Origin of the sequence: Paenarthrobacter aurescens (assembly GCF_025421775.1) — a bacterium.
GTDB lineage: Bacteria > Actinomycetota > Actinomycetes > Actinomycetales > Micrococcaceae > Arthrobacter > Arthrobacter aurescens_B.
Map to the genome: position 1 here is coordinate 288,050 of NZ_JAOEFX010000003.1, position 15,268 is coordinate 303,317.

Consider the following 15,268-nt stretch of genomic DNA (forward strand, 5'->3'; position numbering starts at 1 on the left):
GGAGGGCCTTGGTGGCCTTAAGCCGGTGCCAGCGAATTCTGTTGGGCGAACCATGCTGCGTAGCTGCCGTCGAGTTCGACGACGTCGTATCCGGCCCGGCGAAGGGCGCTGGCCGCGACTGAGTTCCGAACGCCGGACTGGCAATAGCTCACGATGGTGCCTTCGGCGGGTAGTTCGTCAAGATGCCACATGACGCGGCCACCGCTGAGCTGGTGGGAACCAGGGATATGGCCGGAATTGTGCTCTGTCTTGTTGCGGACATCCAGGACCATGGCAGCGTTGAAGCCGTCGAGTTCCTCCGGCTGGATGAGCTTCGGTGTGAACGTTGGCAGACGGTCGATGCTGGTGAGGAATCCGGCGATGTTGTCGATGCCGACACGTACCAAGTGATCCCACATGTCCTGGGCAGCGCCCTGGTCCGGTGCCAAGAGAACCAGCGGGTTTTTGTCCGTTTCCGGATTGATCACCCAAGCTCCGTAACTGGCTACCGACTTGCCCGCGGGAACGTTGAGCGACCGGATTACCGTGCCGTGGTGGACCTCAGTGTGCGGGCGGGTGTCGATGAACGTGACCTTGTCCAACGCCAGGTCCTGGGACACCTTTGCGGCGTCCAGCTCCTGAAGGGGCAGGCGTGTGCCCAAGACTGCGGGTCCTTCACGGTTTTCCCGCTTCATCCGTCCGAAGTAAGCATGGGCGTCGGGTTGCCCGTCCAGAAGTTCGTCAACGAATCCCTGCTCGTCGTTCGCTGCCAGGTAGGGTCCCCACCAGGCGTACAAGCGTTCATAGCCCACGGTTGAGGAGGGGATGGCCCCGAGGGCTTTGCCGCAGGCGCTGCCGGCACCGTGGGCAGGGTGGACCTGCACGTAGTCGGGAAGGGTAAGGAATTTGTCCCGGAGGCTGGCAAAGAGTTGCCTGGCGCCCTCGAAACGGGTGTCAATTCCGCCCGCTGCCTCATCGAGCAAGTCCGGTCGCCCCAAGTCGCCGGAGAAAACGAAGTCCCCGGAGAGCAAGTAGCCCGGCTGGTCGCTGAACGCGCCGTCGGTGACCAGGAAGGAAAGGTGTTCAGGAGTGTGGCCCGGGGTATGCACTGCTTGGATGCTGATGTTGCCCAAGGCGATCTTGTCACCCTCATACAACCGCTCGCCGTCGAATTCGTACTGCCATTCGGGGCCGCCCTCGCCGGAAACGTATATTTTTGCTCCGGTGGCGGCGGCAAGTTCACGTGTGCCGGAAAGGTAGTCGGCATGGATATGTGTCTCGGTCACGGCCACGATCTTCATGCCGTTCTTCGCGGCGAGATCCTGATAGACGGCGATGTCGCGCCGGCCATCGACAACAATGGCTTCTCCCTTGGCTTGGCAGCCGATCAGGTAGCTGGCGTGGGCGAGGTCTTCATCATAAATGCGCTCGATAAGCATGGTGTGCTCTCCTTCGTGGAGTAAATGACATAGCTGGAACGAATACCCGTGGGGGTATATTCCAAAGGGAGTTCGGCCAGCAGTTTTGGTGCGTACGTGCGGTGTCCACTTTGGTTAAAGTGATGTCAGGGTGCCGCTCTGCCGCGTTTACGTTCAGGTGGTGGGAAGACCGGCCCGGATCCAGGCGATCATGCCCCCGGCCATCGTGTCCGCTGAAAAGCCGGCGCCATTGAGGGCGTCAGCTACGCGGGCTGAACGGTTGCCGCTTCGACAGACGGCAATGACCGGGACTTTGTGGTCCAGTTCGGACAGGCGTGCCTGCAACTGACCCATGGGAATGTGGAGGGCTCCGGGAATCATGCCTTCGGCGACCTCGAAGTCCTCGCGGACGTCGAGGATGCGGACGGTGGAGCGCCGCTGCTCTGTTTCGGTGACAGTGATTTCGGCCATTGGATTCTCCTTCCAAAAATAGTGACAGTTGTTAACGGACAGGTTCGCCGGCGCGACGCCAGGCTGCCATGCCGCCGCGTAGCGAGTAAGCGTCATAGCCGTTCGCGGCTAGCAGTCGGGCCGCCGAAGCGGACCGTACCCCTGAAGCGCACACGGCGATGACGGGCCGGGATTTTTGGATGCCGGAGGTGCTGGTCTGCAGTCGGTCCAAAGGAACATGCTTGGCCTGCGGGGCGCGGCCGGTTCGCCACTCCTGCGCTGATCGGACATCGATCAGTGTGGCACCGGAGCCCAGGAGTTCCTTGGCCCTGGCGACGTCGATGGTTTTATAGGGCTTACCGAAGGCCTTTCTGACGGTATCCATGAGTCCCATGGTGTTTTCCTTCTTCCTTGGTTAGGCAGTTACGGTCCCGGTGGTCACCCACGCCGCGACGGCGAAGATGAGTACTGCGAACGAGATGCGGACGTACTTGTCCTTCAGGCGGCGGGCAAGCCGGGCGGCGACCAGCGAACCCAGGATGGCTGGGACGGCGAATGCCAGTGTGGTTGCCCAGTCGATGGTGTACCCGGCAGCGTGCGCGCTGAAGCCTGCAGCGGAGTTGATCACGATGATGGCCAAGGACGTTCCGACAGCCTGCTTCAGGCGCAGGCCCAGAAGGATTGTCAAAGCGGGGGTGATGAAGAAGCCGCCGCCAACCCCCAGCAGTCCGGTCAGAAATCCCACCAGCAGCCCTACCCCCACTGCCTTTGGGGCGCAGGATCGGAAGGCCCTGTTGGGGCCCGTGCTGCAGGACCCATCGGACTCACGGGGCTTGGCGAGCATTCGGATCCCTGCGACCACCATGATCACGGCAAATGCCAGCATCAGGATGTTTGGATCCAGCAGTCGGCCCACGGTTGCACCGCCCCAGGCTGCCGGGATGCCCGCAAGACCGATCAACGCGACGACCGGCCAGTTCAGGCCGTCCCGGAGCCTCGGAAGCAGTGCCGCCAAGGACGATACTCCTACCACCAGCAGGGACGTCGGGATGGCCTGGGCAGGACTCATGCCCACCCCGTAGACAAGGGCGGGGACGGCGATGATTGACCCACCGCCACCCACCACTCCCAGGACAATCCCGACAATGAGTCCCAGGCCCAGGGCTGGGATCATGCCGCGATGCCCGCTTCTGGTGCCGGAAGCTGGAGGATGGCGCTTTCGCGGGTGGGCTCCTTGGTGGCCTTGTTCCACGGCATGGCTGAGAGGGCTTTCCCCATTGCACAGGTGTCGGTGGCGGCCGAGAACGTCAGCCCCACGCCGATGGCCCCGGTTAGCACGCGGATTTTGGGTGAGATGAACTTACCGCCCACCATGCCCAGCACCACCAAGGAGCCGGCAGCGAGTCGGACCTGGCGCTCCAGGTCCCAGCGGTCCTTGCCCCTCACAACGTCGCCACCGGCGGCGACGAACCCGGGGACCCCTCCGGTCAGAACGTGCGCACCTTCAATGCCAGACGCGCCAAGCCGCTGACGGGCCTGCTCGGCGCGTGCGCCTGACTGGCACACCAGAACCACTCGGGAGCCCAGTCTGGCAGCCAGTTCATCGGTATGTTCCGAAAGCAAAGGCAGGGGCACGTTATAGGACCCGCGGATGTGCATGGATTCGAACTCGGCAGCTGAGCGCACATCGATCACTATCAGATCGCGGTGTTCTGCAATCCAGTTGTGCAGCGTTTCCGGGGCGAGCGTGGTGATGGCGGATGCCTTGGTGGGGGACGTCATGGAAAGCCTCTCAAATAGGCAGTAGCGGATACCCCGCCGAGTATTCCAGATACCCCCGGGGGTAGTCAAACACCCCAGGGGGTATATAGTAGTGGGAGATTCCCGACACCTTGGAGAAGCTCATGGAACTCAACCCGGCAGAACTCACACCCGTTATCAACCGGCTCAAGCGCGCCCAAGGCCAGCTCGCGGCCGTCACGCGAATGCTTGAAGAGGGGCGGGACTGCAAGGATGTGGTCACCCAGCTTGCCGCGGTGTCGAAAGCTCTCGATCGCGCCGGGTTCGCCATCATCGCCACTGGCCTTGAGCAGTGCATCACGCAAAAAGACGAAACGATGGACCGCAAAGAACTGGAAAAGCTCTTCCTCTCGCTCGCCTGATTGGGATGTGAGAGAGCGTTGAGGGTTCGCCTGCGCCAATAGACTGGAACGGTGACTTCCCAGGACTCTCTGACATCCATCGGTGCCGCCCGGATCGCCGTTACGGCACTGCTCGACGGCGGTGTGCGGCACGTGGTGGTGGCGCCGGGTTCGCGCTCCGCACCCATGGCCTACGCCCTCGCGGAAGCGGAAGCTGCGGGCCGCGTCCGGCTGCACGTCCGCATTGACGAACGCGATGCGGGGTTCACAGCCCTGGGCCTGGCACTTTCCACCGAGGCGCCGGTGGCTGTGGTAACCACTTCAGGCACGGCGGTTGGCAACCTTCTTCCGTCCGTCATGGAGGCCAACCACTCAGCCGTGCCTTTGGTGGTCATTTCCGCGGACCGGCCGGAGGAACTCCACGGAACCGGGGCCAACCAGACAACCATCCAACTGGACCTCTTCGGCGACCACGTACGATTCGCCGTCGACGTTCCCGCCGGTGACCATCCACAAAAGGCTGTTGCCACCGCGTTGTACGCAGCAACCGGCGCCCTCGAAGACACCCCGCCGGGCCCTGTCCAAGTGAACCTCGCGTTCCGCGATCCGCTGGTTCCCGCGGCCGGCGACGCCCTGCCCGAGACCACAGGACACGGAGTGTTCCATTACGACGCCGGCCCCCAGGTTTTGGATCTCCCGGCAGCATCCAGCGAACTCGCCGAGCGACGCACCGTGGTCCTCGCAGGCCACGACGCAGGCCCCGTGGCTGAAGCATTTGCGCGAGCCCACGGCCTTCCGTTGCTCGCGGAACCGTCCTCCAACGCACGTTTCGGGCCTAACGCCGTTGGTCCATATCGATTGTTGCTGGAGCACTTCGGGCCGGGCTCGCCATCTCCGATCGAAAGGGTGGTCCTGTTTGGCCGGGCTACCCTGTCCCGTCCCGTGGCATCCTTGCTGGCCCGCGAGTCCGTGGATTCTGCGATTTATGAGCCTGTTCCAGTCGCTTGGTATGAGACGGGCCGACGCCGCGAAACACCCATCGAAACCCTCCCCGAACTGGCCGGTTTCGCCGGCCGCGGTTCCGCTGAATGGCTCGATTCCTGGCTCCTCGCAGGCGCAGCAGCCCAACACAGCCTTGATGAAGTACTCGCGGGGGAGACGCTCGCCAACGGTCCGTCCGTTGGTGCAACCGTTTGGGAACACTCCCGCGGTCAGCTGGTGCTTGGGTCCTCCAACGGCATCCGCGACGTCGACCTCGCCGGACCACCCCACACCGAACCGATTGCCAGTGTTTACGCCAACCGTGGCCTCGCCGGCATCGACGGCACCATCGCTACAGCCACCGGCATCGCCCTGGGCAGCGGACGCGAAACCACGGTTCTCCTGGGCGATGTCACCTTCCTCCACGACGCTGGGGGGTTGCTTCTCGGCCACGGTGAACCTGTGCCGGACCTGCGCATCGTAGTGCTCAACGACGCCGGCGGTGCCATCTTCAGCCTGCTCGAGCACGGCGCCGTCGAGGACTCAGGCGCCTACGGCACCGCCGTCGAACGCCTCTTCGGTACCCCGCACTCAGTGGACATTGCGGCACTCGCGGCCGCGTACGGCGTCGGACATCAAGCGGTAAGTACGACGGCGGAACTTGCCTCAGCGCTCAAGGCGCCGCTCAAGGGGCGCACCATTGTGGAGGTGCGTGTCGACCGGGCAGGCCTGCGGGTACTCCATGCTCGTCACACGGACCCCATCCCCCCCGCCGGGCGCCCGGCCCCCCGGGCGGGCAACCCCGTGGGGGGCGGGTGACTTGCAAACGGGCGGGCGACACCCAACCAGGGGTGTCGCCCTCCCGTTTCTGTGGCGCCAGCGAATATGTGCGGCGTTAGTTCTCCTCCACACCAATGTGCGTGGGATCCAGAACGCGGCGCAGGAATTCCTTGGTGCGAGGCTGGCTTGGGGCGCTGATGACGTTTTCCGCTGGCCCTTCTTCGACCACGACCCCGGCATCCATGAAGACCACGCGGTCGGCGACTTCACGGGCGAAGCCCATCTCGTGGGTAACCACCAGCATGGTCATGCCTTCCTGGGCCAGCTTGCGCATGACGGCAAGGACGTCGCCTACGGTCTCAGGGTCCAAAGCTGACGTGGGCTCGTCGAAGAGCATGAGCTGCGGGTCCATGGACAGGGCACGTGCGATGGCCACGCGCTGCTGCTGGCCACCCGAGAGCTGGTCCGGGAACCGGTCGGCGAGGTGTCCCAGGCCAACGCGCTCGAGGTTGTGGCGCGCCACTTCGGCTGCCTCGGACTTGGAGCGCTTGAGGACCTTCGTCTGCGAGATGGTGCAGTTGTCCAGGACGCTGAGGTGTGGGAACAGGTTGAAGTGCTGGAACACCATGCCAACGCTTTGGCGCATCTTGTTGAGGTCTACGTCGGGGTCGGTGGCCTCGAACTTGCCCACGTTGATGGTGCCGGCGTTGGGCTGCTCGAGCAGGTTGACGCAACGCAGGAGGGTGGACTTGCCGGAACCCGAGGGCCCGATCAGGCAAACCACCTGACCAGGTTCAACGGTCAGGGAGATACCTTTGAGGACCTCGTTGCTGCCATAGGACTTGCGAAGGTCCTTGATGTCGACGCCCGCAGCGCGAACGCCGGACGTGCTCCCAGTGGAGTTATTCATGACTGTCCTGCCTATCGCTTCGTCCGCGCGGAGCGGCTTTCGAACTTCCGTGCCAGGAGGCTCAAGGGGATGGTGATGACCAGGTAGAAGGCGCCGGCCACGAGCAGCGGCGTCAGGCCGGCTCCGAGGCTGGAGATGCCGTCGCGCCCGAACTTGGTGAGCTCGTACTGGGACGCGGTGAGGCCCAGGACGTAGATCAGCGAGGAGTCCTTGGTGAGCAGGATGATCTCGTTGGTGAGCGGCGGCAGGACGATCTTGAAAGCCTGCGGGATGACGATCGAAACCATGGCCCGCCACTGGGGCATGCCCAGCGAACGGGCTGCTTCCATTTGGCCTTTGGGCACGGCCTGGAGGCCTGCACGAAGGGTTTCAGCGATGTACGCGGCTGCGACCATACCCAGCGAGACCATCACGATGATGTTCACGTCCCATTGGATACCGAAGGCCAGTGGAACGCCGTAGCCGAAGGCGATGAAGACCAGCAGTGCGGGAACACCCCGGAAGAACTCGATATATCCCGTTGCGAGCCAGCGGTACAGCGGGAAGGTGGAGAGTTTCATGAGGGCCAGCAGAAGGCCTCCGGACAAGCCCACCACGAAGCCGAGGAACGTGTAAATCAGGGTGTTCTTGAGGCCCACCAGGAAGATGTCCGGGAACATCGGCCCGATTTTGGAGAAGTTGAAGACGCTGGTGCCAATTGTCTTCCAGTCCACAGCGAGGATCACTGCGGCCACGGCCACGACGAAAATTCCGGCCTGGACGTACAGACTGACTTTGGCTCGTTGACGTGCAGTCATTGCCATGGGGTTCTCACATTCATGTTGCGCAGGTGGGGCCCCGAAACAACGTGTCGTTTCGGGGCCCGCCTGCGTGGATCTGGGGGAGCCGGGGCTCGGACTACTTGGTGGCTTCGCCGAACCAGGTGGTCTCGAACTTCTTGAGGGAGCCGTCGTCGGTGATGCGCTTCAGGGTGGCGTTCACGGCATCCGTCATGGCAGTGTTGCCCTTCTTGATGGAGATACCCAGCTTCTCGCCCGTTGCGTAGTCTTCAACGCGCTTGAGGTTGGAGTCGTCCTTGATGGCGTAGCCCAGGACGGACTGGTTGCCGATTGCGGCGTCGATGGTGCCGGCCTTGAGAGCCTGGACCAGGAGGCCGGAGTCCTCGAACTGCTGGGCGTCGATTCCCTTGTCCTTGGCGTACTGGGCGCCGGTGGTGGCCTGCTGGACGCCGACCTTCTTGCCCTTGGCGCCGTCGATGTTGCTGATGCCGGAGGACGAGGTGGCCACGAGCGTCAGGTCGTCATCCAGGTAAGGGGTGGAGAAGTCCATGACGCTCTTGCGGACGTCGGTGATGGAGATCGAGGAGATGGACACGTCGCAGCCGGTCAGGGCGGTGCCGGTCTCGATTGCTTCGAAGGAGCTGTCCACCACGTTGAGTTCGGCTTTGACGTCCTTGGCGAGCTCGGCGGCGATGTCCATGTCGAAGCCGACGATCTTGCCGTCCTTCTGGAACTCGAAGGGCTCGTAAGGAACGTCCGAGCACACCGTGAGCTTGCCGGCGTTGATGAGCTTGAGGCCGGAGGCGTCCGTGGCAGCCGGGGTGGACGAGCCACCGCAGGCGGTGAGGGCCAGTGCGCCGGCTGCGAGCACGGCGGCAATCTTGGTGCCGGACAGAACCGAACGGGAGATCTGCATGTTGTTTACCTTTTGTTGCGGTGGATGCTGAACTGAGTCGGTTTTAGTGTAGCGCCGAACGTGAGATGTGCATCACAGGAAACGAAGTTTCACTATTGGATAACAAGTGTACGCATTTATCAACCACTCCCGGAGAGGCTCTGTCTGGAATCCCAGATTCAGCGGCGAATGCCCAACGCCTCAAGCATCGGCCGGAACTTGGCCCACGTCTCGGCCAGTTCGGCCTCCGGCTGCGAGCCCTCCACTATGCCGCAGCCTGCGTACAGGCGAACGGTGTTGGCGTCTTCGATGACCGCGCCGCGGAGCGCGATGCCCCATTCACCGTTGCCGGCGGCGTCAAGCCAGCCAACGGGTCCGGCATACGGGCCGCGGTCCAAATGCTCGAGTTTACGGATCAGGGCACCAGCCACCAGCGTGGGCGTTCCGCACACTGCCGCCGTGGGGTGCAGAGCATTAATAAGGGCCAGGCAGGTGGGCACGTGTCCCTCAATATCCGCCAACTCCGCCTTCACGTCCGAGGCCAGGTGCCACACGTTCGGCAGCTCAAGAATGAAGGGCTCGCTGTGGGAGTTCATCGCCTCCGAGAAAGGGGCCAACTGCCGCGTCAACGAATCAATGGCGATCTCGTGTTCATGCCGCTGCTTCTCGGACCCAGCCAGTACCCGTTCCGCGTATTCCATGGGGGAGCCGTCCATGCCGTCGGCGTCCCGGCGGTCCAAGGTTCCAGCCAAGACACGGGCCTGAGCAGTGCGGCCCTCCACCTGAATGAGCATCTCGGGGGTTGCGCCAACCAGTCCGTCCACGCCATACGTCCAGCACTCACGGTATCGGGCGGCCAGCTGGCGAAGCACCTCCGCGGCGTTGACGCCCTCCGGAAGGTTCGCGACGACGTCGCGAGCCAAAACCAGCTTCTCCAACTTGCCCGCGCGGATTTCCTCCACACCATCGGCAACAGCCTTCATCCAGTCGGCCTCGCTGAGGGAACCGTGGCTGAGGTGACCGGCGGAACCGTCCGCGGCAACAACCTCAGTTGAGGGCACGACGCCGGAACCCCCTGCCGTTGAATCCTCGCCGTTCGGCTCCGGTTCAGTCAGCCAGCGGTTCACTGAGGCGAGGACGCCCGCCTCGGTGAGGGGGTCGTCGTCGAACGTCAACTGGGTAGCCCAGGCGCGGCCATCGCGGATGCCAACCACCAGCTCGGGGAGGATCAGGCGGGACACGTGCGGGGACGTTTTGGAGAAGGCAAAGGAGCCAAAAGCTACCGGGCCGGTGCCGGGAAGGTCCACCAGATCCGTGATTTCCGCCTCAAGAATAAGGTGCCGCCACCAGATATCGGCTTCCAGGAAACGCTCCGGGCCTGTGGCATTGAAGCGGGTCAGCTCTCCGTAACCCACCAGGCCGGCCTCGCGGCGGGACCAGCAGAGGACGTCGTCCCGCACCAGAAACGACGGCAGCCCCCCGGAGGACGTTTCAACATCGAGGGGGACTGTCAAGGTACGGAGCGTGCTCGTCATGATGGAACAACAGTACTCCGGCGGGCAACCAGAATCTGAGCCGACTTCTACAGCGCAGCAAAGTCGGTTGAATGTCTGAGACAATTACAGGGTGAACCGAGCATCCTTGGAAAAGCGTCCGGACGAAGTTGCGACGATGTTTGACGATGTCGCCCCCAAATACGACGTCGTGAATGATGTCCTGTCCATGGGGCAGACGCGGCGCTGGCGCCGGATTGTTGTTGATGCCATGGACGTGAAGGTGGGGCAGAAGGTCCTGGACCTCGCCGCCGGAACGGGTACCTCCAGCGAGCCATACGCGGATGCGGGCGTAGACGTTGTGGCCTGCGACTTCTCGCTGGGCATGCTCAAAGTTGGCAAGCGCCGCCGCCCGGACATCGATTTCATTGCCGGTGACGCCACCAACCTGCCGTTTGCTGACAACAGCTTCGACGCATCCACCATCTCCTTCGGACTCCGCAACGTAGTGGAGCCCCGCAAGGCCCTCGAGGAGATGCTGCGCGTCACCAAGCCCGGCGGCCGCCTGGTCATCGCCGAGTTCTCCCACCCCGTGGTTCCGCTGTGGCGCAACCTCTACACCGAGTACCTGATGCGCGCACTCCCGGCCATCGCCACCAAGGTGTCCTCCAACCCGGATGCCTACGTATACCTCGCTGAGTCCATCCGCGCCTGGCCGGACCAGGACCACTTGGCCCAGTGGCTCAGCGATGCCGGCTGGACGGACATCACCTACCGCAACCTCAGCGGCGGCATCGTTGCCGTGCACCGTGCGCAGAAGCCCGCCGAGCACCGCGAAAGTGTTCCCGTGGCCAAGCTTCGCCGCCAGATCAAGCCGCGCCACCAGGCCGGCTAACCTCGTACTGCCTGCTGACTTAGGACGACGTGAAAGTACTGATTGTTGGCGCGGGCCCGGCCGGGTCCACCGCCGCGTATTACCTCGCCCAGGCGGGCATCGATGTCACGGTGCTGGAAAAGACTTCCTTCCCGCGTGAAAAGGTGTGTGGCGATGGCCTCACACCGCGCGCGGTCCGCGAGATCCAGAAGCTCGGCCTGCCTCACGCAGTTGAGGAAGGGTGGCGCCGGAACAAGGGCCTCCGCCTCATTGCCGGCGGCCGCACCATCGAGCTGCCCTGGCCCGAGGTTTCCGACTTTCCCACGTACGGCCTGATCCGCACCCGTCTGGGTTTCGACGAGGACCTGGCACGGCATGCCCAGTCTGCAGGCGCAGTGGTACTCGAGCGGCACAGCGTCACCACCGCATTGACGGCCGAGGACGGCCGCGTCATCGGTGTGCGGGCTTCGATCCTCGACGAGTCCGGACGCAAGACGGGCGAAACGCGCGACTTCCATGCCGACGTCGTACTCGCCGCCGACGGAAACTCGACGCGAACCGCCGTGTCGCTGGGTATGCACAAGCGCGACGACCGACCGCTGGGTGTCGCCGTGCGCACTTATTTCACCTCGCCGCGGCACGAAGACGACTGGATGGAAGGCTGGCTGGAACTTCCCGGCAAGTCAGGCAAACCGCTTCCCGGCTACGGCTGGGTATTTGGTGTCGGCGACGGCACATCCAACGTGGGCCTCGGCATCCTGAACTCCTCCAAGGAATTCGGCAAGCTCGACTACAAACAGGTCCTGCGTGAATGGACGGCCGGTATGCCTCCTGAGTGGGGCTTTACGCCTGAGAACCAGGTGGGTGAGATCCGTGGCGCCGCACTGCCCATGGGCTTCAACCGCACGCCGCACTACTCACCCGGCCTGCTCCTGCTGGGCGACGCCGGTGGAATGGTGTCTCCGTTCAACGGCGAGGGCATCTCCTATGCGATGGAATCAGCCCGGTTCGCGGCAGAGTTCATCGTGGACGCCTCCTCGCGTTCGGCCTCGGCTGGCTGGACCACGCACGACGCCGATACCCACCTTTCGCGGTATGCGGACTACGTGCGCGACCAGTGGGGATCGCACTTCACGCTGGGACGTGCTTTTGCTGCATTGATTGGCAAGCCCGCGGTCATGAAACTCGCACTGCGCACGGGCATGCCCATTCCGGTGCTGATGCGCTTCGTGGTCCGCATGCTCGCCAACCTCACGGACCCTGCCGCGAAGGGTTTCGAAGACCGCGTGATCCGCGTCCTCGAGATGCTGGTTCCGGCCACGTCCAACACTTCCTCTGCCCGCGCCCTTACGCCGGCAGGCACCGACACCGCGGTTTCCGCAACAACTAGTTAGGGTTAACCCGTGACGAACTCTGCCGAACACAGCTGGACGCATGCCGGGCATGGCTTGCCGCAGACTGTTGAGCCTGCTCCCAACACCACCGCGATCGCTACTGGGCTCCAGCTGCCCGCCGGTTTTGCCGCCATTGCAGGCGATGCCGAGCTCGGCCCTGCCATCACCACCAACCTTGCCCGGGTGGAGAAGAAGCTCCGCGAAGCCATCTCCAACTCGGACCCGCTGGCTGACGCGACGTCGCGCCACCTGGTGGAAGCCGGCGGCAAGCGCATCCGTCCGCTGCTCACTCTGTTGTGCGCCCACCTTGGCGACGCGTCCCGCCCGGAGGTAGTCCAGGCGGCTGTTGTTGTTGAGCTCACGCACCTCGCCACCCTGTACCACGACGACGTGATGGACTCGGCTCCCTTCCGCCGCGGTGCACCCACGGCCCACGAAGTGTGGGGCAACTCGGTAGCCATCCTCACCGGTGACCTCATCTTCGCCCGTGCCTCCATCCTCGTTTCCGAGCTCGGCTCCCGCGCCTTGGGCATCCAAGCCCGGACATTCGAACGACTGTGCCTCGGCCAGCTGCACGAAACCGTGGGACCGCGCGAAGACGAAGACCCCGTGGAGCACTACCTCTCCGTCATCGCCGACAAGACCGGCTCGTTGGTCGCAGCGTCCGGCCAGCTCGGTGCGATTTTCGCAGGCGCCGACGAATCTTTCGAGGACTTGTTGGTGGAGTACGGCGAGAAGGTTGGCGTCGCGTTCCAGCTTGCCGACGACGTCATCGATGTCACCGGTGTGAAGGTCAAGTCCGGTAAGTCCCCGGGCACCGACCTTCGCGAAGGTGTTCCTACCTTGCCCGTTCTTCTGCTGCGCCGCGACGCTGCCGCCGGGGATGCCTCTGCTGCTGCGCTCCTGGAATTGATTGACGGCGACCTGTCCTCCGACTCGGCCCTGGCCGAGGCCGTAGCCGGCTTGCGCGAGCACCCCGTCACCAATGAGTCGTGGAAGATCGCCCGCCAATGGTCCGCTGAGGCAGTTGCTGCCCTCGCCCCGTTGCCCGAGGGTGTGGTGAAGGCGTCGCTGACCAACTTCGCGCATGCTGTGGTGGACCGCAGCAGCTAATTTTTTCCTTTGCTTTCGCAGGCGTCCGGTCTTTTGTAGGCCGGGCGCCTGTTTTTTTGTTGTCCGGATTTCGGATGCAAGCCCTTCGTCGTCGTGAAACCCGTACCGTCAGCACCTGCTTTGAGTGTTCGAGCGTGGCGACCCGCCTGTGGTTACGGTGTGTTGGGCTGCTGGTGGAATCAAAGTGGGTGGTGGCCGTACGCGGCCAAACTTGAAGTTCCGGAAAAACGGAATGGCCCCGGCTCGCTGCAACGTTACGAGTCATACGCTGCACCGAACCGGGACCACAATCTCCGTTCGCATCAGAACCACCGGAGGCATTTAGTGGATCCGTGAAAAGTTTATGACAACCCTGTCACATATGCAACTTTTTGGGTCAACGATTTTTTCTTCTATGCCGCGCGATTTACAGCGAAGCGCCGAGCCTCCATCACCTACTTTGAATCACGGAGCGGGGGACTCGCCGCGCATGGGGTGTGTCGCTACATTGCAGGCCCGCAAACCAGGTGGTGGAGGAACACGTAGTTGTCCACATAGGGAACTTCCCGGCCGCCGCAGGGTCGTCGCCGAACCCAGCATGGCTGCATGGATATCAACGAATTCCTCCGCAGCCGGCACGGAGCAGCCAGAACGGAAACCCTCAGGAAGGCCGGCTTTACTCAGCGGGCACTGGCGAAGGCTGTCAGTGATGGGACAGCTGCTCGCTTACACCGTGGCGTCTATACCTCGGGCGACGCCGATCCCGACGTCGTTGCCGCCTTCCGGGCCGATGGCGTACTTACCTGTATCTCGGCTGCCCGGTTCTATGGTCTGTGGACTCTTGAGAGTGTAGAGGAACTCCATTTGAGCTGCAGCACCGGCCTGGCGAGGCGCCGTGTTGCGCACCACGGGGCCCGCCAGCACCCTGACCATCCGTACCTGCCGGTTGCCGGGGTGGCCGATGTCCTGATCCACGCGCTCCGATGTTTGCCTGAATTGGATGCACTCGTCTTGGTGCAGAGTGCGGTCAGCCTGGCGCTCCTCTCGACGGACTTCTTGAAGTCAAGGCTTCCGGGCAACAGGAACGGCAGGGTTCGTGCAACCTTGGATGCGGTTCTCCCCAGGTCCGACTCATTGTTGGAGGTGTTGGCGCACACCCACTTCACCAGGGCTGGACTTGGGGTCCAGATGCACGCGGACGTCCCGGAAGTAGGCGAAGTGGACTGCTTGGTTAACGAATGCCTGATCGTTGAACTCGACGGCGGCACACACCTTGAGGGGAAACAGGTCAAGAAGGACCAATACAGGAACAACGCAGCCATGCGGATGGGGCTATTGAGCCTTCGCTACTACTACGCGGACGTCGTTCATCACCCGGAGAGGATGGTTGCCGAGGTCAAGGCAGTCCTGCGCAACAGGGAAGTTGGCCGCTATGCACCGGCACGGTACGCACCTGGGTGGGTTCCGCCGTCGTCGTGAGTTTGTGTCTCCCATGTACCGCCATCACCCACTTTGACCGCAAGCTCCAGCGACACACCACCTGAACGGCGCGTCAGAGCAGTTTCAAAATCAAAGTGGGTGCTGGAGGCACACGGATCACAACAAAACAGCCCCTTTCCCGACCAGGAAGTCAGGAAAGGGGCTGTTTTATGCGGAAACTTAGTCTTCGTCGTTGAATGCCCACTCGAACATGTCGAAGACGAACTCGGAGAACGTGCCTTCTTCGCTCTTCCACTGGCCGCGGGCATTGTTGCGGCGCCAGACGATGGGATCCGGGATGCCGAGGTCGGCCGTGCGGAAGCCCCAGGTGAACTGTTCGTCCTCGTCCTCAAGGAACATGAGGAAGCCTTCGTCGTCGACCTCGAGTTCCTCGGGGTCCCAGAAGTAGTGGTAGGCCTCCATGAGGTCCTCGCAGCCGCCGATCGCGAGGTAGAACTCGCGCAGGACCAGCGGGATGGTGAAGGAGTGATCGGAGAGGGCGTCGTCCAGTTCGTCGGGCGTCAGGCCATCTTCTTCCTGCCATTCATCCTCGAGATACTTTGGGACCAGCGCGCGAAACTTCTCGAGGAACATGTCAGTCAT

At 63.1% G+C, this 15,268-nt stretch carries 16 protein-coding genes; 6 read left to right on the forward strand and 10 right to left on the reverse strand.

All coding sequences use genetic code 11. From position 1 onward, the window contains the following. Positions 1-17: 17 nt before the first annotated feature. From N7568_RS07450 to N7568_RS07470, 5 genes are all read right to left on the reverse strand, one after another. The gene (locus N7568_RS07450; protein WP_261609259.1) at positions 18-1,418 is read right to left on the reverse strand and encodes an MBL fold metallo-hydrolase; all 1,401 of its coding nucleotides are present in this window, start codon (positions 1,416-1,418) and stop codon (positions 18-20) included. Positions 1,419-1,571: 153 nt separating this feature from the next. Then, positions 1,572-1,868, reverse strand: a complete 297-nt coding sequence (locus N7568_RS07455; protein WP_261609260.1) for a rhodanese-like domain-containing protein — start codon at positions 1,866-1,868, stop codon at positions 1,572-1,574. A 31-nt stretch (positions 1,869-1,899) separates the two neighbouring features. Continuing rightward, entirely contained in the window at positions 1,900-2,241 is a 342-nt protein-coding gene (locus N7568_RS07460) for a rhodanese-like domain-containing protein (RefSeq protein ID WP_261609261.1), read from the reverse strand. A 21-nt stretch (positions 2,242-2,262) separates the two neighbouring features. Continuing rightward, positions 2,263-3,021 carry a sulfite exporter TauE/SafE family protein gene (locus N7568_RS07465; RefSeq protein ID WP_261609262.1) on the reverse strand — a complete coding sequence of 253 codons (759 nt, stop codon included), beginning with the start codon at positions 3,019-3,021 and terminating at the stop codon, positions 2,263-2,265. Continuing rightward, positions 3,018-3,629, reverse strand: a complete 612-nt coding sequence (locus N7568_RS07470; protein ID WP_261609263.1) for a rhodanese-like domain-containing protein — start codon at positions 3,627-3,629, stop codon at positions 3,018-3,020. The genes N7568_RS07465 and N7568_RS07470 overlap by 4 nt, the downstream gene beginning before the upstream one ends. 122 nt (positions 3,630-3,751) lie before the next feature. Here N7568_RS07470 and N7568_RS07475 point away from each other — a divergent pair, with 122 nt between their 5' ends. Both N7568_RS07475 and menD read left to right on the forward strand, forming a co-directional pair. Then, positions 3,752-4,009 carry a metal-sensitive transcriptional regulator gene (locus tag N7568_RS07475; protein WP_231340082.1) on the forward strand — a complete coding sequence of 86 codons (258 nt, stop codon included), beginning with the start codon at positions 3,752-3,754 and terminating at the stop codon, positions 4,007-4,009. 51 nt (positions 4,010-4,060) lie between these two features. Continuing rightward, complete coding sequence (gene menD, locus N7568_RS07480) at positions 4,061-5,788, forward strand: 2-succinyl-5-enolpyruvyl-6-hydroxy-3-cyclohexene-1-carboxylic-acid synthase (protein WP_261609264.1); 1,728 nt, start codon at positions 4,061-4,063, stop codon at positions 5,786-5,788. A gap of 76 nt (positions 5,789-5,864) precedes the next feature. Here menD and N7568_RS07485 read toward each other — a convergent pair whose 3' ends face one another. From N7568_RS07485 to N7568_RS07500, 4 genes are all read right to left on the reverse strand, one after another. Continuing rightward, positions 5,865-6,659, reverse strand: coding sequence for an amino acid ABC transporter ATP-binding protein (locus tag N7568_RS07485; RefSeq protein WP_261609265.1), 795 nt, complete (start codon positions 6,657-6,659; stop codon positions 5,865-5,867). Positions 6,660-6,670: 11 nt separating this feature from the next. Next, on the reverse strand, positions 6,671-7,462 hold the full coding sequence (locus tag N7568_RS07490; protein WP_261609266.1) for an amino acid ABC transporter permease: 792 nt from the start codon (positions 7,460-7,462) through the stop codon (positions 6,671-6,673). Positions 7,463-7,556: 94 nt separating this feature from the next. Next, a complete protein-coding gene (locus N7568_RS07495; RefSeq protein ID WP_089595936.1) occupies positions 7,557-8,354 on the reverse strand; it encodes an ABC transporter substrate-binding protein in 798 nt (265 codons plus the stop codon). A 158-nt stretch (positions 8,355-8,512) separates the two neighbouring features. Continuing rightward, the gene (locus tag N7568_RS07500) at positions 8,513-9,868 is read right to left on the reverse strand and encodes an isochorismate synthase (RefSeq protein ID WP_261609267.1); all 1,356 of its coding nucleotides are present in this window, start codon (positions 9,866-9,868) and stop codon (positions 8,513-8,515) included. A 91-nt stretch (positions 9,869-9,959) separates the two neighbouring features. Between N7568_RS07500 and N7568_RS07505 the strand changes: the two genes are divergently transcribed. The 4 genes from N7568_RS07505 (at position 9,960) to N7568_RS07520 (ending at position 14,665) form a co-directional block, all read left to right on the forward strand. Then, complete coding sequence (locus N7568_RS07505) at positions 9,960-10,721, forward strand: demethylmenaquinone methyltransferase (RefSeq protein ID WP_090817170.1); 762 nt, start codon at positions 9,960-9,962, stop codon at positions 10,719-10,721. Positions 10,722-10,750: 29 nt separating this feature from the next. Next, positions 10,751-12,094 carry a geranylgeranyl reductase family protein gene (locus N7568_RS07510; RefSeq protein WP_261609268.1) on the forward strand — a complete coding sequence of 448 codons (1,344 nt, stop codon included), beginning with the start codon at positions 10,751-10,753 and terminating at the stop codon, positions 12,092-12,094. A 9-nt stretch (positions 12,095-12,103) separates the two neighbouring features. Next, positions 12,104-13,207 (forward strand): polyprenyl synthetase family protein, encoded by a 1,104-nt coding sequence (locus N7568_RS07515; protein WP_261609269.1) that lies wholly within the window; start codon positions 12,104-12,106, stop codon positions 13,205-13,207. A 585-nt stretch (positions 13,208-13,792) separates the two neighbouring features. Continuing rightward, positions 13,793-14,665 (forward strand): type IV toxin-antitoxin system AbiEi family antitoxin domain-containing protein, encoded by an 873-nt coding sequence (locus N7568_RS07520; protein WP_261609270.1) that lies wholly within the window; start codon positions 13,793-13,795, stop codon positions 14,663-14,665. Between the two features lie 180 nt (positions 14,666-14,845). Here N7568_RS07520 and N7568_RS07525 read toward each other — a convergent pair whose 3' ends face one another. Then, complete coding sequence (locus N7568_RS07525; RefSeq protein WP_261609271.1) at positions 14,846-15,268, reverse strand: hypothetical protein; 423 nt, start codon at positions 15,266-15,268, stop codon at positions 14,846-14,848.